General features: G+C 45.0%; 20 protein-coding genes and 2 tRNA genes. 5 read left to right on the top strand and 17 right to left on the bottom strand.

The features are described from left to right. Window positions 1–28: 28 nt before the first annotated feature. From GX089_00185 to aspS, 14 genes are all read right to left on the bottom strand, one after another. Window positions 29–1,495 (bottom strand): hypothetical protein, encoded by a 1,467-nt coding sequence (locus GX089_00185; protein NLP00888.1) that lies wholly within the window; start codon window positions 1,493–1,495, stop codon window positions 29–31. Window positions 1,496–1,734: 239 nt separating this feature from the next. After that, a complete protein-coding gene (locus GX089_00180) occupies window positions 1,735–2,049 on the bottom strand; it encodes an integration host factor subunit beta (protein NLP00887.1) in 315 nt (104 codons plus the stop codon). Window positions 2,050–2,143: 94 nt separating this feature from the next. Further along, the gene (locus GX089_00175) at window positions 2,144–3,679 is read right to left on the bottom strand and encodes a glycosyltransferase family 4 protein (protein ID NLP00886.1); all 1,536 of its coding nucleotides are present in this window, start codon (window positions 3,677–3,679) and stop codon (window positions 2,144–2,146) included. An 11-nt stretch (window positions 3,680–3,690) separates the two neighbouring features. Next, window positions 3,691–4,599, bottom strand: a complete 909-nt coding sequence (xerD, locus tag GX089_00170; protein ID NLP00885.1) for a site-specific tyrosine recombinase XerD — start codon at window positions 4,597–4,599, stop codon at window positions 3,691–3,693. Continuing rightward, window positions 4,596–5,222: an MBL fold metallo-hydrolase gene (locus tag GX089_00165; protein ID NLP00884.1), complete on the bottom strand. Its 627-nt coding sequence runs from the start codon at window positions 5,220–5,222 to the stop codon at window positions 4,596–4,598. The genes xerD and GX089_00165 overlap by 4 nt, the downstream gene beginning before the upstream one ends. Next, on the bottom strand, window positions 5,222–6,130 hold the full coding sequence (gene murB / locus GX089_00160; protein ID NLP00883.1) for a UDP-N-acetylmuramate dehydrogenase: 909 nt from the start codon (window positions 6,128–6,130) through the stop codon (window positions 5,222–5,224). The genes GX089_00165 and murB overlap by 1 nt, the downstream gene beginning before the upstream one ends. Beyond that, window positions 6,130–8,034 carry a GAF domain-containing protein gene (locus GX089_00155; GenBank protein NLP00882.1) on the bottom strand — a complete coding sequence of 635 codons (1,905 nt, stop codon included), beginning with the start codon at window positions 8,032–8,034 and terminating at the stop codon, window positions 6,130–6,132. The genes murB and GX089_00155 overlap by 1 nt, the downstream gene beginning before the upstream one ends. A 105-nt stretch (window positions 8,035–8,139) precedes the next feature. Further along, a tRNA-Asp gene (locus tag GX089_00150) sits at window positions 8,140–8,216 on the bottom strand. A 35-nt stretch (window positions 8,217–8,251) separates the two neighbouring features. Further along, window positions 8,252–8,326, bottom strand: a tRNA-Val gene (locus tag GX089_00145). Further along, window positions 8,326–8,541 carry a hypothetical protein gene (locus GX089_00140; GenBank protein ID NLP00881.1) on the bottom strand — a complete coding sequence of 72 codons (216 nt, stop codon included), beginning with the start codon at window positions 8,539–8,541 and terminating at the stop codon, window positions 8,326–8,328. The genes GX089_00145 and GX089_00140 overlap by 1 nt, the downstream gene beginning before the upstream one ends. Before the next feature lie 54 nt (window positions 8,542–8,595). After that, window positions 8,596–9,210 (bottom strand): hypothetical protein, encoded by a 615-nt coding sequence (locus GX089_00135; protein ID NLP00880.1) that lies wholly within the window; start codon window positions 9,208–9,210, stop codon window positions 8,596–8,598. Next, complete coding sequence (locus tag GX089_00130) at window positions 9,211–11,526, bottom strand: HDIG domain-containing protein (GenBank protein NLP00879.1); 2,316 nt, start codon at window positions 11,524–11,526, stop codon at window positions 9,211–9,213. A gap of 449 nt (window positions 11,527–11,975) precedes the next feature. Further along, window positions 11,976–12,248: a hypothetical protein gene (locus GX089_00125; protein NLP00878.1), complete on the bottom strand. Its 273-nt coding sequence runs from the start codon at window positions 12,246–12,248 to the stop codon at window positions 11,976–11,978. 141 nt (window positions 12,249–12,389) lie between these two features. Continuing rightward, window positions 12,390–14,180 (bottom strand): aspartate--tRNA ligase, encoded by a 1,791-nt coding sequence (gene aspS, locus GX089_00120; GenBank protein NLP00877.1) that lies wholly within the window; start codon window positions 14,178–14,180, stop codon window positions 12,390–12,392. A 311-nt stretch (window positions 14,181–14,491) separates the two neighbouring features. Here aspS and GX089_00115 point away from each other — a divergent pair, with 311 nt between their 5' ends. The 3 genes from GX089_00115 (at window position 14,492) to GX089_00105 (ending at window position 17,826) form a co-directional block, all read left to right on the top strand. Beyond that, complete coding sequence (locus GX089_00115; GenBank protein ID NLP00876.1) at window positions 14,492–15,835, top strand: sigma-54-dependent Fis family transcriptional regulator; 1,344 nt, start codon at window positions 14,492–14,494, stop codon at window positions 15,833–15,835. 67 nt (window positions 15,836–15,902) lie between these two features. Next, the gene (locus GX089_00110) at window positions 15,903–16,544 is read left to right on the top strand and encodes a hypothetical protein (protein ID NLP00875.1); all 642 of its coding nucleotides are present in this window, start codon (window positions 15,903–15,905) and stop codon (window positions 16,542–16,544) included. 13 nt (window positions 16,545–16,557) lie between these two features. Continuing rightward, a complete protein-coding gene (locus GX089_00105) occupies window positions 16,558–17,826 on the top strand; it encodes a CBS domain-containing protein (GenBank protein ID NLP00874.1) in 1,269 nt (422 codons plus the stop codon). Here GX089_00105 and gltA read toward each other — a convergent pair. From gltA to GX089_00090, 3 genes are all read right to left on the bottom strand, one after another. After that, on the bottom strand, window positions 17,780–19,213 hold the full coding sequence (gene gltA, locus GX089_00100) for an NADPH-dependent glutamate synthase (protein NLP00873.1): 1,434 nt from the start codon (window positions 19,211–19,213) through the stop codon (window positions 17,780–17,782). The genes GX089_00105 and gltA overlap by 47 nt on opposite strands. Beyond that, entirely contained in the window at window positions 19,210–20,052 is an 843-nt protein-coding gene (locus GX089_00095; GenBank protein ID NLP00872.1) for a sulfide/dihydroorotate dehydrogenase-like FAD/NAD-binding protein, read from the bottom strand. Before GX089_00095 ends, gltA begins: the two co-directional genes overlap by 4 nt. A gap of 175 nt (window positions 20,053–20,227) precedes the next feature. After that, window positions 20,228–21,388 carry a methionine adenosyltransferase gene (locus GX089_00090; GenBank protein ID NLP00871.1) on the bottom strand — a complete coding sequence of 387 codons (1,161 nt, stop codon included), beginning with the start codon at window positions 21,386–21,388 and terminating at the stop codon, window positions 20,228–20,230. Between the two features lie 212 nt (window positions 21,389–21,600). On the opposite strand from GX089_00090, the gene GX089_00085 reads away from it, so the two are divergent. Together GX089_00085 and GX089_00080 are read left to right on the top strand one after the other, a co-directional pair. Next, window positions 21,601–22,164 (top strand): manganese efflux pump, encoded by a 564-nt coding sequence (locus GX089_00085; protein NLP00870.1) that lies wholly within the window; start codon window positions 21,601–21,603, stop codon window positions 22,162–22,164. A gap of 226 nt (window positions 22,165–22,390) precedes the next feature. Further along, a partial coding sequence (locus GX089_00080) for a rubrerythrin family protein (protein ID NLP00869.1) occupies window positions 22,391–22,579 on the top strand: 189 nt, incomplete at its 3' end.

Raw genomic sequence — 22,579 nt, 5'->3', positions numbered from 1 at the left:
GATCAATAAAATTCTGGATCAACTTTCCTTAAAAGTAGTAAAGCACCCCTGATTTAAACGCAGGCAGGGGCAGAACATCAAGTTCAAGCAGGACCCTGAATTTTGTGCCGATCGTTGAACCGAAATTCAAAACCGGAAGCATCGCCGATTTTCCCATGTGCATATATGGCATTTTGCTTCCAATCAGGTTTTCTTTATCCGCGTACCTGAAATCCATACCAAAAACCCCGATATTCAGGAATGCGTTGTAGATGTTCAAGTGGAGCAGAATAACGTGATCGACGTTGGCTCCCATGTCAATCACAAGAGAATCGTTTGTTCCAGGTCTGCTCCAACCGTCAGCGGCTTTGTGCTCTTTTTCGATCCTGTCAATCTTCAAAAGAACATCACCAAATGTCTTTGTATAGGAAACAGCCAGGTATTGAGGAATAATATCGAATGCGACAGTAAGTCCGGTCGGCATGCGCCACTGCAGATCGCTTCCTTTTCCATCCTTCTTTGTCGAGTAGATTACACTGTCTACTGCATTGGAATTGAGATTATTGAGAAACTCGGGATCTGTGTACTGAGATGGATCATTGAAGTCAACATTGAAGTCGAAAGTTTCCTGATCAACAAAGAATGGTACAGAATACCTGGCCACAAACTCGCCTTTAGCCCTGGTACGAAGTCCAAAACGAGAGGTAAGGGTAAAGCGCCAGGCTTTAAGCCCTATAGTTGGTGACCACACTTCCGCCTCATAATGCCCATAGGCAGATCCGTTGACCTTTTCAGAGGGGTAATCCAGTTCCTGGTCCAGATCGATACCATCGGCACCCTTTCCCTCATACTTCAGCCTCCCCATCAGATTGACATTGATTTTGCCCCGAATGTCCATGGTGAAGAGATGCCGGTGGAGGTTAAGGGCCATGGTCAGGTAACGGTTGATCTTGTAAGCATAACCGAAAGTCATCGTTTCCCAGCCCAATTGAAGGCTCAGAGGTACATTGATTGATCCTCTTAAAAGGAAACTTATCCCTTCTCCCAGAGAGTCAGGATTTGCATATATGTTGTTATTTCCAAGTATATTGGTGTAGCTGAGGAAAAAATTCTGGATGTTGGAGAAAGAGGCAACTCCCCCCATCATAGGCACATCCACTCTGAAGGTTGTATTGGGATTCTGCCGTGCTTTTCCCCGGGGGCGGAAATCTCTACCATTAGTAAATATTGAAGTATCGGCAAATATGGAATCTATTGCGGGATCGATATAATTGAGAAAATCACGGAGGTTTATATTCTGCTCAATTGGAACATTGAATCCGAAATAGCCTTTTGGATAATCAAATGAAACATCCGTTGGAGCTCTCAGGAAATCATAATTGAATCCGATCGAAACCCGGGCGTCCAGAGTCGGTAATTTGACATTAGCATTGAATTCATCCAGTTGCGGCATATCACCAGCCCTGGATTGTGCAATCATTAGTACCATAGCGAAAATCACTGCCCTGATCCGCATGAAGATCACTCCTCTTGAATTATGGACGCCGCACACCTGCCGGAACTTCCATTCTGTAAAGATATCACCGGATTAATGTACTGCTTATTATATGCTGATATTGCTGTAGTGTCAAGTACGTAAAAGGATTTCTCAACAGCGGCTAATTCAATATATTGAGGCTGGATCAGATATGAGGAAATATATATAGGGTGAGAATCCCCTTTGACGGGGTAAAAAAGGAGATTATGTCGAAAAGATTATTCCGCAGTATCAGCGTGTTGCAAGAGGCAATCGGCAACCGCTTTTTTAAGCTCACCTGAAAACTTGAAAAGGGGAACTACCCGCTTTTTAAGTGGAATAACTTCACCGGTTTTTGGATTACGTGCAGGCCGGGGCTTCCTTACCTTTGTATAAAAAGTTCCGAATCCGCGAATCTCAATGCTGTTCCCTTGTTCCAGAGTGGAAGCAATCGTCTCAAGGAGCTCTTCAACCACTATTTTGGTATCACCCTGGGTCAAACCGGTGTACCTTGAAACTTCAGCAATCAAATCATGTTTTGTAGTATTTGCCACAAGCCCTCCTGAACAATCCTAGCGTAATAAATATCCAATGAGATCAACTTGAAGTCAAGAAAAAAAACCACAAGGCAACTAAGCGAACTTTTGATCATAAACGCTGCACAGAAAACCGGTTTTTCTCCTTGTAAAATAATTGTCTGATCATCCTGTAATCACCGGAAACAGTCACAACAGGATAAGAAGTCGAAAAACACTCCCTGAATCTCTCCAGAAAGCGCTCTCTGGAGAAAACAAAATGCATAACCGACTCATTTCGTTTTACCATCCCTTCAATATTATCAAAACAACCCAGTCCGGGCCACCCCTGTAATTTCATGGAAAGCAACCTTTTCCATGCCTCAACCCTTGCCTTATCTTCTGCTGCACCGCATAAAATGTCAACCTGTGTATCCCAGTCCAGTATACCAAAGTCGATTGTACCGTTTATCACAATCTTCTCGAATTCCTCATCACTGAACTGCACTCCCGCTGCTGCAGCTTCAGACCTGTACTTTTCTCTGTATCTTTCAAGAGAGATCCATTTGGAAAGTACAGGTAATCGGGTGTAAAGAAATGAGGAGTCCATTTCATCAGGATAGGAAAAGTGTGCCGGACGCCTCGCTATCACTGCTTTCCCATACAGCCACGGTTCATAAAGCCCATACCCGAATCCTTCCGCCAGTGATGCTGATAAGGCAAGATCAGAAGCTGCGTACAATAAAGGAACTGGATTTCCAATATCCTGGTTCTGTCCGGTTATCAATTTTCCCGCATCGAGAATCACTTTCAGTCTGTACTTTTCAACCAATTCCCCGATATCTCTGAAAATACCAAGATCGGCTCTGCTTGTCCCCGGAGCACCCAGAAAAAGGTTGCAACCAAGAATCAAAGACCCCAGTACTATGGCCTCCAGTGGATTTTTCCTGAAAATTACTCTGGATGGATAGACGCAAAGAGGTTTTGAAGGGTCTATACTGGCATTTACAACAGATGCCCTCTTCAGTACAGAATCCCGCGAAACTGCATCATCAGAAAACTCGCTTTTTTCGGCCGGATTGGGAAACAGTGTCACAGAAAATCCCGCTTTCCTTAATATCTCAAATGCCTCGGATCCCGGCACCAGATGACGCACAGGAGACCCCAGTGCATAGAGATCCGGCATTATATCCACTCCGGCACTCTCTAAGACCTGTAAAGATCTGAGCTGCTCTACCCTCCCCTCTTCAGCGAAATCATGAATAACAGAATAAAACCTCACACCTTCCCCGCTCCACTCCCTTGCAACCTCCGCAAGTGCAGAGGAAAGTGCCGGATTTTTTCCGAGACTCATGTTGTGCCATAATACTGCTGCAGGTAAATGAAAGTCTTTTGAATGCAGAAGATCATTAAGCCTCCTCTTCAGCAGATCTTTCACTCGAAAAAAATGATCGGAAGTAGAGTAAGTCCGATAATCGCATTCATCAATGTAAATGAAACCGGCAGCCGGAAACTCTTCTGAGCCCTGTCCTCCGCACACCACAATGCTTAGTGAATCTTCACCTGCAATCTCTCTGAAGGCTGAAGCGTAAAGCCGCATCACCTCCCTCACACCGCCTATTCGACTGTGATAATGAATCTGAACGAGGCTACGGGGAAACCTATCCATAGATATTCTTCTCAGAATCTCTTTTTCTGTCTTGGGTGAAAGCTGCGATGAACCTCTTTGAGATACTCACGGTCAACATGAGTATAGATTTCAGTTGTAACAATATTGGAATGACCAAGCATCTCCTGAACGGTCCTCAGGTCCGCTCCTCCCTCGAGAAGATGCGTGGCAAAGGAATGGCGAAAGGTATGCGGTGAGACCTCTTTACTAATACCAGCATCTTCGCAGTATTTACGGATTATCTTCCAGATCCCCATACGGGTTATTGCTTTTCCCCGAACATTGAGAAAGACTGTGCTGTCGGAGTGTGGTTTCGCAAAGAAAAACCGTTCAGATTCGATGTATTCTTTTATCCAGTGAATAGCTATCTCTCCCACAGGCACAATCCTCTCCTTGGATCCCTTGCCCAAAACCCTCACCAGACCCTCTTCCCAGAGAATTTGCTCAAAAGTAAATGATGAGAGTTCCGAAACCCGCATTCCTGTAGCATAGAGGGTCTCTAACATTGCCCTGTCCCTTGTTCCGCCCCTCTTTTCAGTGTCTATGACATTGATTATTCTCTCGACTTCATCAACTGTCAAAACCGACGGAAGGTACCTGGTGGTACGGGGAGTCTCAAGAAGCTCTGTGGGGTCTCTCTCAATTTCACCCTCAGATGCTGCAAAAGCAAAGTAGCTCCTTAGCGAAGAAACTGTCCGCTGGATAGAGGTCGCGGCAAAACCTATATCATAAAGAACTCTTATATACTTTGAAAGCAAATCCGGTGTAACCGTGTTGAGGCTTTTTACACGATGCTGGTTTAAAAAGCCCTCCAGCCTTTGAAGATCAAACCGGTAAGATTGAGCTGTATTATCGCTCAGGGCTCTTTCCAGCCGCAAATAGGCAAGGAATGTGTCCAGAAGAGGCAGTTTTATACTCATAACTTAAGATAGGGATTTTCCCTCTTCTCTCTTCCTACAGTAGTCCTGCCTCCATGTCCAGGATAAACCACCGTATTCTCATCCAGGGTGAGAATTTTCTCCTTTATCCCCCTTATCAGCAGTTCCCCGTCACAACCTGGAAAATCACTGCGACCGATCGATCCAGCAAACAGAATATCACCGCATAGAAGAGATTCGCCAAATTTGTACGCGACTCCACCTGGAGAGTGACCTGGAACAAAAAGTACCTCAAGATCAAAACTCCCTATCCGCATCTTACCCACTGTCACATCCACGGTATCCTTGTCATAGGTAATCGCGTTTCCAATCATTATTGAGCCGTTGTATCCTGCATTCGTCAGCAGAATCTTCTCCTGGGGATGTGCGTAAACAGGAATATCTCCGAATATCCGCTGAATTTCAGGGATCCCGATAAAATGATCGAAGTGAGCATGAGTAAGGAGTATCGCCTGTGGATTAAGTCCGTTATCTGAAATAAAACCTGTCACCTCACTGCAGCCTGATGACGGATCTACTATAAGGCAATCTTTCTGCTCATTATGGACAATCCACGTGTTGGTCTCTATTGGTCCGGTGATAAATTTATTAATCAAGACAGTCATTATTTCTCCTTTTCGGGCGGGCTGTATAATGGCTCATCAAATTCTCCTGCAAAAATCACTTCCGGTTCCAGAAGTATGCCTGATTCTTCGTATACCGCTTTCTGCGCTTTTATAATGAGACGTCTCGCCTGAGCGGCTGTTCCCTGCCCTCTGTTTATAATAAAATTTGCATGCTTGACAGAAATTTCCATGTCTCCTTCCCGCATACCCTTTAGACCACTCTTTTCAATAAGGTGCCCGGCATAGTTCCCCGGAGGACGCTTGAAAACACTCCCGCAATTAGGAAAATCAAGCGGTTGTTTAGCTTTCCTCCCGGACAGTATCTCCTGACGTCTTGAGGCCAGTTCTTCTGGTTTTTTCCCGGAAAGAAACCTGAACTTCGCACTGAGAACCACAGCAGGTTTGTATTTCAGATTGCAGAAACGATAACCCAGATCCAGTTCTGATGCCTCCACGTGAACAATTTCACCCTTGATGAAATCAAAATACCTTACCGACTGCAGGGTATCTGCAATGCAGGTATTGAATGCACCTGCATTCATTATCACTGCACCGCCAATTGTACCGGGTATCCCTGCGAGTTCCTCCATTCCGGCATTCCCGGAACGCACGGCTTGACTCACCAGTAAATTCAGTGCCAGGCCACTTCCCGCTTCGACCGAATCTCCATCCCATTTGACATCAGATAAACCCGCCGAAAGATTCATCACAAGACCGGGCCAGCCTTTGTCACTCATCAGAAGGTTCGATCCCTTGCCCAGGATCCAGACAGGCAATCCCTTGTCTGCTGCCATCCTGAAACCCTCAACTATCTCTTTTTCCGCTGAGGGCTCCAAATAGTAAGCTGCAGCCCCTCCGACATGAAACGTATTCTTATCTATCAATGTTATGTTTTTCAGAAATTTCATCAACTGCTCTGTTTTTCAGGTGAACGGTAGATCTCTTTTTCGATAAAGAATGAGACCACATTTTTGTCCAGATGATTTCTATCGGCCTCCTCTCTGAGTATCTGCAGTGCCTTTTTCAGACTGGTCCGGGGTTTGTATGGACGATCCTGAGCTACAAGCGCCTCATAAATATCAATCACGGCAAGAATCCTGCTTTCAACAAGTATCTTATCACCTGTCAGTTTCCCCGGGTACCCGGACCCGTCAGTACGCTCATGGTGCTGTGCGGCTATCTCAGGTATCCTCGCAAGATTACCGGTCCAGGGAATCTTTGAAAGAATACGGAACGTAGAGACAGCATGAGAATTGATCAGCTCACGCTCCTCAGGAGTCAGATTTCCGGAGCGGACTGAGAGCTTATTCCACTCATCTTGACTGAGAAACTCCTTTTTCTGCCCCTGAATTGTGATATAAATTTTCTGCTTCAGTTCATCAAGACGCCTGTAAAGCTCATCACTTAGCCTCCCGCATTCGTTAACCTGTTTGAGAAGCTCCCTGTCCCTCTCCACCTCCTCTATCGAACTCCATCCCGGAGCATTCGACGGTTTGAGAGCAAGCAGAAGTTCAACATAATCCATTCTTGACATAATGCTTTCAAATTCGCCCTGGCCGAGCTTGTTCTCTTTTGTTAATAAATACTCAGGAACTCCGATTTTTCCGATGTCATGGAGCAATGCAGCAAACTGAAACTGCTTTCTCCTGTCAGGTGAACTGGCCAGTTCATAATAGGGACATAAGGGATCCTTTTCCGCGGCATCAAGAAAAGCATTTACAAAGCCCATCACACGCTTTGAATGTCCCGATGTTACCCTGTCCCTTTCATCAATGGCAGCTATCGATGAACCCAGGAATCCCTCAAAGAGGGCTTTGATGTTTTCATATAGCTGTGCCCGCTCAATCGATACAGCGGCCTGTGATGCAACAGATTGCACAAACTCCTCATCAGAAAGAGAAAACGACCTCACCATCTGATCCGTATTTGCTTTATCGAGTCTTACTGAGGGGGCATTTTTCCGGTTTATCAATTGGAGCACTCCGACCACTTCACCATCGTGATTCTTAAGAGGGATAGTAAGCATCGATTTGATACGGTAGCCGGTCTTTTCCATCAATGCCCTGCCGGCCCGGTAAGGAACCGATTCATCAAGCCTTTCTACATCATCGATATTAAGTGATCTTGCGGTAAGCGCCACATAACCGGCGATATAGTTACAGTTGATCGGAACCGAATACTCAGGCATCCTGCCAAGATCCGCAGAATCGTTCTGAGCGACTTTGAAGGAAAGAGTGTCGCTGAAGGCTCCACCGTGCTCCTTCCTCTCCCTTATGTAAATACTTCCGGCATCAGCACATAGAATCTCTCTGCATGTGGAAAGGATGAGTTCCAGAAGTTTCTGAAGATCATTTTCACTTGACAGTGCTGTCCCGATACGCACCAGATCCAGTTTCTCATTACGGTATTTGACAATTGCGGAAACCATCGCTTTGTTCCGCTCATTTACAGCATCGCTTCTGACAATAGCCAGAAGCATGCTGCAGACTGCCGCTTTTGTAAGTGGAGTCTCAAATACACCCAGAATAGGCATCTTATTTATAAAAGAGGGAACCTCATCTCCTACCCTTTGAAACAAAGGAAGGCATTCTCCGGAACCAAGCAGAAGATTCGCGAAGAGCTCAAGGATCAGATCCGGTGAAGGCGGCAGAAAGGAAAAAAATCCTCTTGGCAGATCTTCCTCGAATCTCTTTCCCTGAATGCCATCTCTGCTCATTACAGTCACGGTAAAGCCATGGATTCCGGCAACCTCTCTGAGGAGATCGAGATCCCTTTGCTGAATCTCTCCGGAAATACAGATCAGTGAGCCCATTCACTCATCCAGTCTGAAAGGCAGGACAACTGTAGATATTACACTTTAAATTTAATACATATTATAATCAATAAAAAAGCCTGCCCTTGAGGAGCAGGCTGAATATGGCGGACCGGACGAGGCTCGAACTCGCGACCTCTGGCTTGACAGGCCAGCGTTCTAACCGACTGAACTACCGGTCCCGATAAAATCGGTTTAATACCAATCTAATTATCAATGGGCGTTGAGGGATTCGAACCCCCGACCACCTGCTTGTAAGGCAGGTGCTCTATACCAACTGAGCTAAACGCCCTATTTCTGCTGTGGAGATTTCTTCTGCTCCTTGCCTTTTACAGCCAGAGCAACAGGAATCAACACACAGTATACACCAACCAGAATAAGAGGCGCTACGCTCTTTGATAATGCACTATCAACAGGCCCCTGCGCCAGAAATATATATCCAACTACAAGTAAGACCAGACTTATTGCAAAAAGCTTGTAATTAATTGATGAAAAAAAGTTCTGCATTTTTTCTCCAAAAAAGATTTTATAAATTAGATAAGGCTCACCGTGATGTCAATATTAAAGTTTCAATGTTGAGAACAATTTTTCGCGTTCACTCTCATCTTCTGTCTTCAAAGCAAGCATCCTCTCTCTGGTCACTTTCAACACCAGGTTTAAAAGGCTTGCCAGATTCTGCATCTCGTCACCCTTGCGCAATTTGATCTGATCCGTATAATCTCCCTCGATCATATTATGGCAAACCTTCTCGAACCGATACACAGGTCCGGCTACTTTATGAGAGAAAAAGATGGTCAGAAGGACTATCTGCACAATGACCAGAAGCATCCCTGCCCCGAAAACCCACAACAGTGAATTCAGAAGATTTTTCCGGAACTCTTTGTTTGATGAAAAAGTTCTGATATAATCCTTGACCTCATTAATCAGCACTCCATACCTCTCAGGTGATGGTTCAAGCTGATCCTGGAGTTCAAGAACAATTTTGCTTTCGATATCCTGCTTAATAATTCGTACTGTAGTGCCGATAATTGACTGAGATGCGAAATAAAGAGTCAGCAGCATGAATACCAGAAGTATTATCATTGGTATTAATAGCGTCAGCATGTATCTGCCTTGAAAATTCCTGTCGATAAAAAAATGCGTTCTGGCAAACCCGGCACTTTTCTGCTGCACCACTTACACTCCTTTTTCTCTGTTAGGATACTCAACTCTGGAATGAAAAATTCCCTGCAGAACCGGCATGAATCCCTCTATAATCTCATCCAGGTCCCGTAAAGTCAAATCGCTCTGATCCAGTTGTGATGAAATAAACTTGTCTCTGATAATCTTTTTCACCAGCTCACGCAGTAGCTTGGGAGAGCTTGTTCCCAGGCTCCTCGATGCAGCCTCGACTGAATCAGCCAGCATGATAATCGCAGCCTCCCTGGTCTGCGGAATCGGCCCGCTGTATGCAAAGTCCTCGGGTTGAACCTGCTTGTGCTGATCCTGCTCAAGTGCCTTTTCATAGAAAAAGGAAACCGTACTAGTCCCATGATGCTGCATGATAATATCCTGAATCACCTTGGGGATACGGTGCTTTCGTGCCAGTTCAACGCCATCCTTTACATGCGAGCATATTATAAGAGCACTCATCGAAGGCGCCAGTTTGGTATGCCTGCTTCTGTCTACTGTCAAACAGTTCTCAACAAAATAATCTGCCTTCTCTATTTTTCCTATGTCATGGTAGTAAGAAGCCACCCTGGCCAGAAGCGGATTGGCACCTATCCTCTGGGCTGCGGATTCTGCCAGGTTCCCCACAAGCACACTGTGATTGTAAGTTCCCGCAGCCTCGATAGAGAGCCTTTTTAAAATGGGATTATTCATATCCGAGAGTTCCACAAGAGTCATATCAGTAGTGATATCAAAGAACCTCTCGAAAATCGGTGTAAACATCATCGTCAGGAAAATTGACACGATCACACTGATAAGCAATAACCCGTAATTCTGGAACAATTCAATGACAGACATCTTAAAACCAATAATATGCCAGATAGAAATCACAATCATATAGATAATTGCAACAGGAGCAATCACCTTGAAGAAATGCCATCTGTAGCGGATATTACATCCCATAAAACAGGCGATGATCCCCCCCAGAAAAGCATAGAGAAAAAAGAAATGGTTAAAGCCCATTATCATTCCGAAAAAGATGCTCACAAAAAGAGTGAAAATGAAGCTGATCTCCAGGCTGAAAAGAATCGATGCCAGAAGGGAACCGGTAGAAAGGGGGATCAGGTATTCCGGCACCAGAGACCCCATCTCAATCATCCCCTCAAACAGCTTCGGCGCAAGCATCATTCCCGCCCTGATTATAAGGAGCTGCAGTACGAGCAGTAAAGCAAGGGCCAGAAGATGTTTACTGTTTTTCATGAGCTTCTGATCGAACCTTCTTATGTAAACGGCAACAAAAAGAAGAGGCAGCAGCGTCAATAACAATCGTCCTGCATTACCGGCCTTCACTTTGCGCTTCTCCTGGACATTTCCCAGTACATCCAGTGCTCTTTGCAGAGAACTGAGTTTCTGGATCACCTCGGCTGTGACTTCCTGGTGTTTTCTTACGATTTCGGTGTCTTTTATAACCTTGCCGCTTATCTCCAGGATATCCTGAGTTGCCTTCTGACGACGCTGCATCGTAGCTGCCCCATTTAATCTTACATTGGGGCGGCAGTATGCAAAAAGCAGCTCGTAGATTGTGTTGAGCGCCTCATCATCAAGCTTCCTGACATTCCGCAGACGCTTTATGCAGCTCTCCAGAGCTATTTCCTTAACCGGGATTTCCTCTGTGGAGACTGTCTTTTCTTCTGAGTCACGCCTGAGAGAAACATACTCACGATCATAGAAAAGATGCTGCTCAAAAGAGGTATTATACGTCGACCTGAGCTGAGTCAGCTTCTTCATGTCGGGAACAAGCAACACTGCAGAGATTCCCTTTTCAAGCAGTTCGTCTGCCAGCAGCATTGCATCATCGAGCAGATACGGGCGTCTCAGAAGAATGTTGAAGGTGTTCTCAGATATCTCCTTCGAAAATGTCTGCCGGATAAGGCTTTTTGCAGAATCCGTTGCTTCCCTGTCCAGATGTTTGATTATGGCGTTACGAAGTTCAAAAAACCTGTTATTTACCGTCTTCCTGACACCTGTATCATAATCAAGCACAGCCAGAACCTGACTCATCGCCTTCTTTCTCTCCTTCTCAAGCTCCTCCGGAGACCTCACAATATCAAATGTGAAAGGGGCGATTATTGTCTCTTTTGCGGCTTCACCAAGCTTTGGAAGATCAAAGGACTGAACAGTCTGGGTATAGGGAAAAAGAAGAGCAACAACGAGGATTGTTCCAAGAAGAACAAAAAGTGGCGGAGAAATAAACAATGGCAGGCGAACCCGGAACTTCTTTCCAATACGGATCACTTTCAGAGATCGTGTGTCCCTGCGTGTTTTTTTGGAACCCTTTAACATGTCAGAGCTGATCAGATTTCCTCTCCGAAAATGTTACCCTCAGGGAACATCAATCTCATATCAAGCTCACGCATTTCCCTTTGGGTTATATTGTAATGAAAATACATACTTTTCATCCTGTTTTCAAAAATCATCGGGAGAAAGCTCCCCTGAACAGGACAATCAAACCGGAATAAGAACAACGGAATTCATCGTGATAAAAAGTTCTGCACCGGGTTCTCCCGTGCTTTTTTGTAGTATTGAAGAATCTGCCTTGTAAAGATCAGATTCCGTGATCCGGGGTTTCCCCCAGGCAGCCTGAAATTGCTCCTGAGCTTTCTGCTCACGAGCAATTGTGCAATCTTGCAGAGAAGCCTCTTAGCTCCAATTCTTGTAGGTAAGTACTGTTATCTGCGCCGAAAAAGTGGTGCCTTGTCAATTACTGCTCTCAGGACCGCCTGCACCTTTGGTTACTCGGTAGCTCCCTCGGAGTCTGCATTCAGGCTGTTAAGCTCTTCCTTCTGACCATCAAGCTCTTTTTGTTTTCCCTGAAGCTGCTGCTCAAGGGCTATTCTTTCCTGACGAAGTTCAGAGAGTTTTCTTTCGGCGCTCTCAGCGGCTGATCTTGCTTCTTCCAGCTTCCCCGTTTCTTCTGTGTTCGGCTTTTTCGTACATCCGCTCAACCCCCATAACACCATAGAACCAATCAGAAGCACACGGGAAAGAGTACGTACAACAGACATTGAAACCTCCTGTTTATTTTTCGGAAAGTAGTATTCCAGTTCAAGTAGTTTTTATATAATAGTTTCTAAGTAATTGGCAAGTCAAGGAAAATAGGCATGGATAACCCTCCCTTTACCCCTGTTTCCGACTCCCGGCAGACATCACCCCTTTTCCTCCTCAAGCCAGATACCCAGCTCTCTTAGCTGTTTCTGAGCAACAGTATCAGGAGCATTGTCCATCAAAGAGATGCCGGCGGTTGTTTTAGGAAAAGGAATAGTGTCTCTGATGCTGTCCAAGCCAAGCATCACCATCACCAGACGGTCCAGACCAAATGCTATTCCCCCATGAGGAGGAGCACCGAATGTCAAAGCTTTAAGAAGAAACCCGAACTTGTTTTCAGCTTCCTCTGTGCTGATTCCCAGAAGATTAAATATCCTCTGCTGAACCTCCCTGCGGTGTATTCGAATACTTCCACCACCCAGTTCGAAGCCGTTAAGCACCAGATCGTATGCACGCGAACGGGCTTTATAGAATTCTGGTGTATCAAGAAGGTTTATGTCACTTTCCAGAGGAGCGGTGAATGGATGATGTACAGATGTATAACGCTGCTCCTCCTCACTGAATTCGAACAGAGGAAAATGATTCACCCACAGGAAGCGAAAGTCATCTTTAGATGTAAGATTTCTCATCCTGGCAAGTTCAAGCCGCAATTGTCCCAGTGATGTAAAGCAGATTTTCTCCGGGGCGGCTACAATAAACACCATATCTCCTGCTTTAGCCCCGGTTTCTTCCGTAAGTGAAGCAATTTCATTTTCAGAAAGGAATTTTTTCGAGGGGCCTTCCACCCCCTCATCTGTAATGCGCAGCCACACGAGCCCTTTTGCACCGAATCTGGTGACAAGAGCCGTAAGATCGTCAATATTTCGGCGTGTCAAGTCGGCGAAACCGCTGGCAGCTAAAGCAGCAATGAAACCTTTGCTTTCAATAACAGAACTGAAGACCTTAAACCCCGATCCAGAAAAGATCGAGGTGACATCCTTTATCGGCAGGCCAAATCTGATATCCGGTTTGTCACATCCATAGGTACGGAAAGCTGTCTGATAGGTCATGCTGGGAAACGGCTGAGGGATCTCCCTCCCCAGGCAGTTTCTGAAAAGAGTTGCCATAAGCGTTTCGAAAATAGAGTAGATATCGTTCTCATCGACAAATGATAACTCCGCGTCTATCTGAGTGAATTCCGGCTGACGGTCAGCCCGCAGATCCTCATCCCTGAAACATCTCGCTATCTGAAAGTACCTGTCAAATCCGGAAACCATCAGAATCTGTTTATAGGTTTGCGGGGACTGAGGAAGCGCGTAAAACTTTCCCTTGTTAAGGCGGCTTGGCACAAGGAAATCCCTCGCTCCCTCAGGGGTACTTTTCATTAGTATTGGTGTTTCTATTTCCGTAAAACCCATGCTCCACATGTATTTGCGTACCTCTTCGGTGACCTTGTGCCTGAAGAGGATATTTTTCTGCAGAGATGGACGACGGAGGTCAAGATAACGGTAGCGAAATCTGTGTTCCTCTGACTCCGAGATGTCAGGATCATTAATATGTAATGGCGGTGTGGCGGAGGTATTGAACACCTCCAGTTCTTTTGCGACGACTTCTATCTCTCCGGTGACCATATGTGGATTTGCCATATTACCGGGGCGTTTCCTTACGGTTCCCATCACTGCTATTACATATTCATGCCTTAGCTGAGAGGCATCTTCGGCCAGATTCGCATCTGATTCAGGGCTGAAAACGACCTGTGTAATCCCCTGTTTGTCTCTCAGGTCGATAAATATTATTCCACCATGATTACGCCAGTTGTGTACCCATCCATTAAGAATTACCGTCTCACCGTCATTTTTTGCAGTCAGTTCACCGCAAGTGTGAGTTCGATGCCAGGCAGTTTTAAGACTCATCTTTTCACCTCATTCATGAAATATTCAAGAGCCTGAAAAAATAACAACTGCCCGAGAAGGGATAAAGAGGAGGAGGTAGTCTTTTTTGAGGAAAAAATACTGGTATGGTTCATGCAGGGAAATTCCTATTAGTCCGGGTATCGGGCATTTTATCATGTGTATAGTTGTTTGCAGGAGGGAAAAAATGGTCACTGTTTTTGCTTCCTAATTTTTTTTAATGAAAGCCTTGGAGTACAGAAACTATTTTGAATGCGTTTAAATTTTTTAAGGATTAAATAAGTCTCATCTTCCAAACAAATCGGAGAGAAAAAATGAAAACACCCAGATTACTCATTGTGGATGATGAGGAAGCCACACTTTTTGGCTACACCAGGTATCTGACAAAAGGTGGTTTTTCTATAGAGACTGCAAAGTGCCTTAAAGACGCAAAATCATTGATATCATCTGAGCACTTTGATGCAATTCTCCTGGATTTGAAGCTTCCGGATGGCAATGCCATAGAGTGGATAGGAGAGCTTCACAGTACATACGAGAATCTTGCAATCATTGTAATAACCGGGCTGAGCGATATCCCAACAGCGGTTAAAGCCATGAAATATGGCGCCCACAATTTCCTCACCAAGCCGGTAAACATGGATGATCTGGTAATAAGCATTAAAAAGAGTCTGGAGGTAGAGGAACTCCGCAGAAGAGACTCCATTTATCAGCGTCTTGCCCCACAGAAAGCGGAACCGTTTTTTGGCAACAGCCCTGTAATTGAGAAAATCATTCAATATGCCAATGTTGCCGCGATGAACAACACAGTTGTGTTGCTTCATGGGGAGACCGGTACCGGAAAAGGGATTCTTGCCCGCTGGATACACGATCACAGTGCCCGTAAAAACGAGGCTTTCGTAGAAGTAAACTGTTCGAGTCTCAAGGGCGAACTGCTCAGAAGTGAGCTTTTCGGGCATGCTAAAGGAGCATTCACCTCAGCTATAAAAGATCGTCCCGGACTCATCGAGGTTGTTGACGGTGGAACATTGTTTCTCGATGAAATCGGGGACATGGATCTTGAGGTACAGGCTCAGCTTCTGAAAACAATTGAGGAGAAGTCCTATCGCAGGATCGGCGAAAACAAGGTGCGCACATCCGATTTCCGGCTTATCTGTGCCACAAACCGCAACCTTACCGAAGCATCAGTAAACGGCAGTTTCAGAAAAGATCTCTATTATCGTATCTGCATCTTCCCCATTAACCTTCCGCCACTGCGGGAGAGAAAAGAGGATTTGCCGGGGCTGATAAAACACATTCTGGTCAGCTACTCTTATGACAAATTCCCCTTGGACAACAAGGTGATTGAAACCCTGATCAATTATCCCTGGCCAGGAAATATAAGAGAACTCAGGAACATGCTGGAACGCGGACTTCTTCTGGCCCAGAACGAACCTCTCTCGGTTGCTCATTTCCCCGGACTTGAGAAAACAAGCACTCCTGGGCAGAAAGAGTTCACCTACACATGGAATCTCGAAGAGATTGAGAGAAACCATATAATGCTTGCACTGAAACATTTCAGCGGCGATAAATACGAGACGAGCAGCGCACTGGGGATCTCTCTTTCCTCTCTGTATCGTAAACTCGATAAAATCCAGCAACAGCAACAGGCCCCAGCATAAGTTCTCATTTTAGAAATACTTTCTCATTTTGGGAAGCACACTTTCTCACTGCAGGAGTTCTCCTGCAGTGAATCTCTGTTTTCCTCTTGGCACAATATTTGTTGTCTTTAAAGGTTCACCATTTCCTGGAGCCTTTACGATTCACAATTCCATTTACCAGAAACCAGTAAATTATGGAGTTCCAATCATGAATAATGAGCGCTATATCGATTTCCTGAAATTCGCTCTTCATCGCATAATCGAAACCGCACTCCTCTATGAATCCCAGGCAAAGATTTGTAAAGATTCCAAAAACAAACTTTTCCTGTACTACCTGGCAGGGAAAAAACGAGTTCAGCACGTTGTACTGGAAATGCTCGCTACCAACAATCGTGAAAAACCTATTTCATTCAACGATTACAACAATATCAGCATTTCTGATGAATATAAGAGTGTAGATCTTATAAACAGCACTCCGGAGGCTATACTGAGATTTGCAAACAGCAGAGCCGAAAAAGATCTTAGCCTCTATATCAGTCTGGCTGCTCTGGAAGAAGACGACAAAACAAAAAAACTCCTTGTTACTCTCTCTAAGCTATCCAAAGATTTTATTCAGGATATATCTGCCGGTTACTCAAAATTCACAATGGAGAGAACGAAATTTTCTTCCTACTCCGGTCCAGAAATAAGAATCAGAAAGAAGCTTCAGGAGAATACAATCTCCAGTTGAGGAAAACGAGGAGATGAAGGCGAGTAACCCGGTTCTGAATTCATTCCGTTTCCTCCGAATTCATGAAAGCTGGGTGATTATCATCTTTCTGATTGTCTGGTCATTCAGGAAAGACGCCCTCCCCTTCTACGTCTCGGTTCTCCCCTCTGACACATCTATTTTGTGGGGAATTGCTGGAGTTGCAGGTCTTCTGCTCTCTTTGATCCTGCATGAAAGCGGACATATCCTGGCCGAATACAGATATGGCATCTCTCCAGGAATACGAATCCTGTTGCCCTTTGGAGGGATTTCAGACGAAAAGAGAAGCTTCGATGCCGGCAAAGCACTTATTCCGGCACTCTCAGGCCCCCTGTCAAGCATAATCACTGCATGCCTGTGGTATTGTTTATTCCTGATCGGATTGCATCAGAACTGGCCTGGTCCATTTCTTTTTATTCTTGATCATCTTGCGACCATCAATATCATAATCGCGGGAATAAACCTTATTCCTGCTTCCCCTCTTGATGGAGCCGTAATTCTTAAATCTGCACTTCTAATGTATACAAAGAACAATCAGACTGTTTCGAATATTTCAAGAATAAGCGGACATTTTCTTGCAATTATTCTGATTGCAGGTGGAACTGTGGTCGTTTACAAAGGTTCATTGCCATTTGGGATCTGGTGGATACTTACCGGAGCCGTACTTAGAGAGGGAATTGTGTTGTCAAGGAAACAGTTTTCACTCAGAGACAATCTTGAGGGGGAAAAGGTCTCGCAATTCATGAGATTGAACCCGGTCACTGTACCTTCACAGCTACCAATAGACCAGTTTGTTGCATCTTATCTTTACAGATACCATTCCGGGATTTTCCCGGTCACTTCCTCAAATCAGATTCTGGGCTGCATCACTTCCGAAAAAATAAGGAAGATACCAGAGGACTCATGGAGTAGTCTTACTGTTGCTGATGCAGCAGATATTTGTGATGAAACCAATTCCATCTCCTCTTCTGCCGATGTCGTACAAGCGATAGACAGAATGTGCAAAAATTCCACAGGAAGACTTCTGGTAATAGATAACGGAGATCTTGCAGGAGTGATAACTCTGAAAGACCTGCTCCCCTTTTTTTCCCAGAAAATAGATCTCAGGGAAGAAGCTGCCGGAAAAGAAGTGGAAAAACTTCCATCAGTTCCGGAGACTTCCCGAACCAGGCAGACTGGTTATCCGGATTCATTAAAAAAACCTGAACTGCAGACCCTCAGGAGAATTTCTGCTGATCAACAGGTACAAGCAGATCTTCCATAATGCTTCTGGCTGCAACTTTTCCAGCCCCCATAGCAAGGATGACAGTTGCGGCACCTGTAACGATATCTCCCCCTGCGTAAACGAATTTTTTCGATGTACGCCCGTCTTTTTCATCTGCCTCAATTGTACCCCGTTTAGAGATCTTTATATCAGGAGTAGACATAGATATCAACGGATTAGGAGAGTTTCCAATAGCAATAATTACTACATCACATGGAATATCAAACTCGCTTCCCTGTACAGGAATGGGGCGGCGTCTTCCCGAGGAGTCTGGCTCGCCAAGCTCCATGCGTATACAACGAACCGCCTGCACAAAACCATTGCTGTCATCCAGGATTTCAACAGGGTTGCAAAGGTAATTGAAAATTATTCCTTCCTGTTTTGCATGATGAATTTCCGCTTCCCTTGCCGGCATTTCCTGTTCACTGCGTCTGTACACAATGATCGATTTCTCAGCACCAAGACGCAGAGCGGTTCTGGCGGCATCCATAGCGACGTTTCCGCCACCAACAGTCACTACGTTTCTGCCTCTCATGATCGGTGTAGGTGAATCTTCCAGATATGCTTTCATCAGATTGCTTCTGGTCAGATACTCATTTGCAGAGTATACACCTATCAGGTTTTCCCCTTTTATATTCATAAATGAGGGCAGGCCTGCTCCTGAACCGATGAAGACAGCATCAAAGTTTTCTTCACCAAGCAATTCATCTACATTAATTGTTTTCCCAATTACAGAATTTTTTTCGATTTTGACACCGAGTTTTTCCAGATAACTGACCTCCTGCTTCACGATCTCTTTAGGAAGTCTGAATTCCGGGATTCCGTAAGTGAGAACACCTCCGGCTTCATGAAGCGCCTCAAACACAGTGACATCGAATCCTTCCTTGACAAGTTCACCAGCGCAGGTCAACCCGGCCGGCCCGGATCCCACAATTGCCACTCTTTTGCCATTTGGAGGTTTTATCTCCGGGATTCTTATCTTTCCATGCTGCCGCTCCCAGTCAGCCGCGAATCTCTCCAGATTCCCGATGCAAATCGGTGCACCTTTTTTACCCAGAATACATCTTTTCTCACACTGGTCTTCCTGCGGACAAACTCTACCGCAAATGGCAGGCAGGGCATTTGTTTCCTTTATCTTGGCTGCTGCTTCGGCGAATCTGCCTTCTGAGATCAGTTTCAGGAATTCCGGTATCTTTACATTTACAGGGCATCCCTCAACACAGAGCGGTTTTTTACACTGAATGCAGCGTTTTGCCTCTCTGACAGCCTCTTCTTCAGAGTAACCATAAGGCACTTCAAGAAAATTCCTGCTGCGAACAGCAGGATCCCGCTCCCTCATTGGTGTGCGCTGAAACTTGCCATCTCCGTTTTTCTGATTTTCAGTCATGCCTGAACACCTTCCAATCTGCATTCATGTTTTTCCCTGGCTCTGGATTCAAAATCCCTGTAACTGCCAAGCCGGTTAATCAGTTCTTTCCAGTCAAGCATGGAGGCATCAAACTCCGGCCCATCCACACAGGCAAACTTAATCTGTCCTCCCACTGTCACCCTGCATCCACCGCACATTCCTGTTCCATCAATCATAATAGGGTTAAGTGACACGAATGTTTTGATACCTGCAGCGACAGTAAGCGATGAAGTCACTTTCATCATAATGACAGGCCCGATCACAATTGCCATATCGAACTTCTCACCCTTAGCAACCAAATCGTTGAACACATCAGAAACAAATCCCTTGCGGCCATACGATCCATCATCTGTTGTGACCAGTGTCCTGTCAGAAACAGCATTTACTTCATTTTCGAGAATGACAAGATCCCTGGAACGGGCACCGATAATCGAAACCACCTCATTACCCGCGTCTTTCAAGGCACAGATAATTGGATAAAGTGGGGCTACTCCCACTCCCCCGCCGATACAGAGGCACTTTCCGAATTTCTCTATATGAGTCGGCCTCCCCAGTGGTCCGGCCAGATCCAGAATACTGTCCCCTGCATCAAAACCTGACAGAACTGAAGTGGTCCTTCCCGCTACCTGGAAAACTATTTCTATCCATCCTTCATCAGGATTTGCACTGGCAATAGTCAGAGGAATTCGCTCAGTGTCAGCATTTGGCCTCAGGATAATAAACTGTCCAGCTTTTCTTTTTCTGGCAATACGCGGCGCCGCAATCCTCTGCCGCCAAACCTGTTCCGAAAGCTGCTCTTTTTTCAGGATTTTAAACATTTTTACTCCGGTTAGGAATACTCTTTCGATTCCCAGATTATTTAAAATTGCATTTTATACCTTAAAAAAAATACCCATTTCGCAGTCTGCGATAATGGGTATCTGCATCGATACGCTGAACATCTTTGTTACAGCCGATTCACTGCCAGGGCACCTGTCCCTGTTGACCTGTTTATCAGAGACCTGCCTCTTTACGTATTGCATCTACCATGTCGGTTTTTTCCCAGGTAAACTGGGGAAATTCACGTCCGAAGTGACCGTTTCTCGCAGTTTCGCGGTAGATGGGTCTCTTCAGATCGAGTCTCTCGATAATTCTTGCCGGACGCAGATCGAAGAGCTTCTGGATAATCTCACATATCCTCAGTTCAGAGATTTTTCCGGTTCCATAAGTGTCAACATGAATAGAGATCGGTTTTGCAACACCGATAGCATAGGAAAACTGTATCTCGCAATGAGTTGCCAGTCCGGCAGCCACAATGTTCTTTGCTACCCAGCGTGCAGCATAAGCAGCGCTTCTGTCGACCTTTGAAGGATCTTTTCCGGAAAAAGCCCCTCCTCCATGCGCTCCATAACCTCCGTATGTGTCAACGATAATCTTGCGTCCTGTCACACCTGAATCTCCGTGAGGTCCGCCGATAACAAAACGGCCGGTAGGGTTGATGTGATAGACCGTATTGGAATCAAGCATCTCCGCAGGAATCACTTCCTTTATGATTTTTTCGACCATATCCTTAGTGATCTGCTCATGAGTAGCTTCCGGCGCATGCTGTGTGGAGATAACTACTGTATCAACTCTGACCGGTTTGAGGTCATCATATTCGACAGTGACCTGTGATTTTGCATCAGGACGGAGGTAAGGGATAAGTTTCTTTTCGCGAGCCTCAGTAAGTGCTTCCATCAGGCGATGAGCGTAGTGGATCGCAAGCGGCATATAGGTTGGGGTTTCGTTACAGGCATAGCCAAACATTATACCCTGATCGCCTGCACCCTGTTCGGAATAGAGTCCCTGTCCTTCTGTGACACCTTGAGAGATATCAGGAGACTGCTGATGAATGGAAATCATCACACCGCAGCTATTGGCATCAAAGCCAAGAGCAGAATCGGTGTACCCGATTTCAGTTATTGTTTTGCGGACTACATCTTGAAGGTCAACAACAGCTTTACTGGTAATTTCACCGGCAACCACTACAAGTCCGGTTGTAACCAGAGTCTCGCAAGCCACCCTTGAATCCGGGTCCTGAGCCAGCATAGCATCGAGGACGGCATCTGAAATCTGATCACAGACCTTGTCCGGGTGCCCTTGAGATACGCTTTCTGATGTAAAAAACCGCCGCATCGTTCCTCCTGAAAAGATGAAAATGAAAATGAAAAAGAGTTTAAAAATAAATAACAGTAAAAAATAATTACAAGTTTATTCAAAACTGATGATGATTTACCTGGTTAGCGGATTGACATGATTTAGAAAAGATAAAAAGAGAGAAAAAGAATTCTATTGCTCTTAATAAAGCCTTTGTCTTATCGTATCAAATCATTTATACTCTTGTTCCTATGTCGATAATTACTACCACATTGATAGCAATCGCACTCTCTATGGATGCATTTGCGGTGTCGATAAGCAGCGGTATCGGGATGGCAAAGATGCGCCTGCGATATGCACTGCGAATGGCACTTTTTTTTGGGGCTTTTCAGGCGATAATGCCGCTGGCAGGATGGAGTATTGGATATTACGCAGCAGATTACATTCAAAGACTTGATCACTGGATTGCCTTCATACTCCTTACAGTAATAGGCGCAAAGATGATCTATGAAGCATGCGGCAGGTGCGATGATTCCGGGAAAAAGACCGATCCCTTCTGCTATACTCTCCTCCCTGTCCTGGCATTAGCGACAAGTATCGATGCAGCGGCAGTGGGAATTTCAATCTCACTCCTGAGAGTTGCTATCTTCAAACCTGCAATAATAATAGGAATTATCACTTTTTTCATCTCTCTTGCAGGAGTATACTTCGGAAAAAAAGTCGGTGATATTTGCGGAAAAAGGTTCGAGGCATTGGGTGGGATAATGCTTATCGGTATTGCAATAAAGATATTACTTGAGCACCTGGTGTTTTAATCCCGGATTTTATCGGATTATAAGAAGATACACCCCGGATAAGAATTCGTAACTTAACGGCAGATACAATAATTTCTCAATAATTACTTAATCTCGCAGTCCTTTTTCTTACAGTCTTACAGTACCACCTTTAATTTTCTAATTGACAGTAATTCTGTCATTTATTCACATTTATATAAAACATAATTCAATAATTAAATCAATATCACCAAACGAAAGGGAAATAATGGCTTCAATCAAAGGTACAGAAACCGAAAAGAATCTTCTAAAAGCATTTGCTGGTGAATCTCAGGCCCGCACCCGCTACACCTATTTCGCAGGTGTTGCCCGGAAAGAGGGATTCGTTCAGATTGCAGATATTTTCGAGGAAACAGCAAACCAGGAAAAGGAACATGCAAAACGGTTCTTCAGTTTT

The sequence above is a fragment of the Fibrobacter sp. genome (assembly GCA_012523595.1).
GTDB lineage: Bacteria > Fibrobacterota > Chitinivibrionia > Chitinivibrionales > Chitinispirillaceae > JAAYIG01.
The sequence above is the reverse complement of the archived record's forward strand: the minus strand, read 5'-3'. Positions and strand labels throughout refer to the sequence as shown.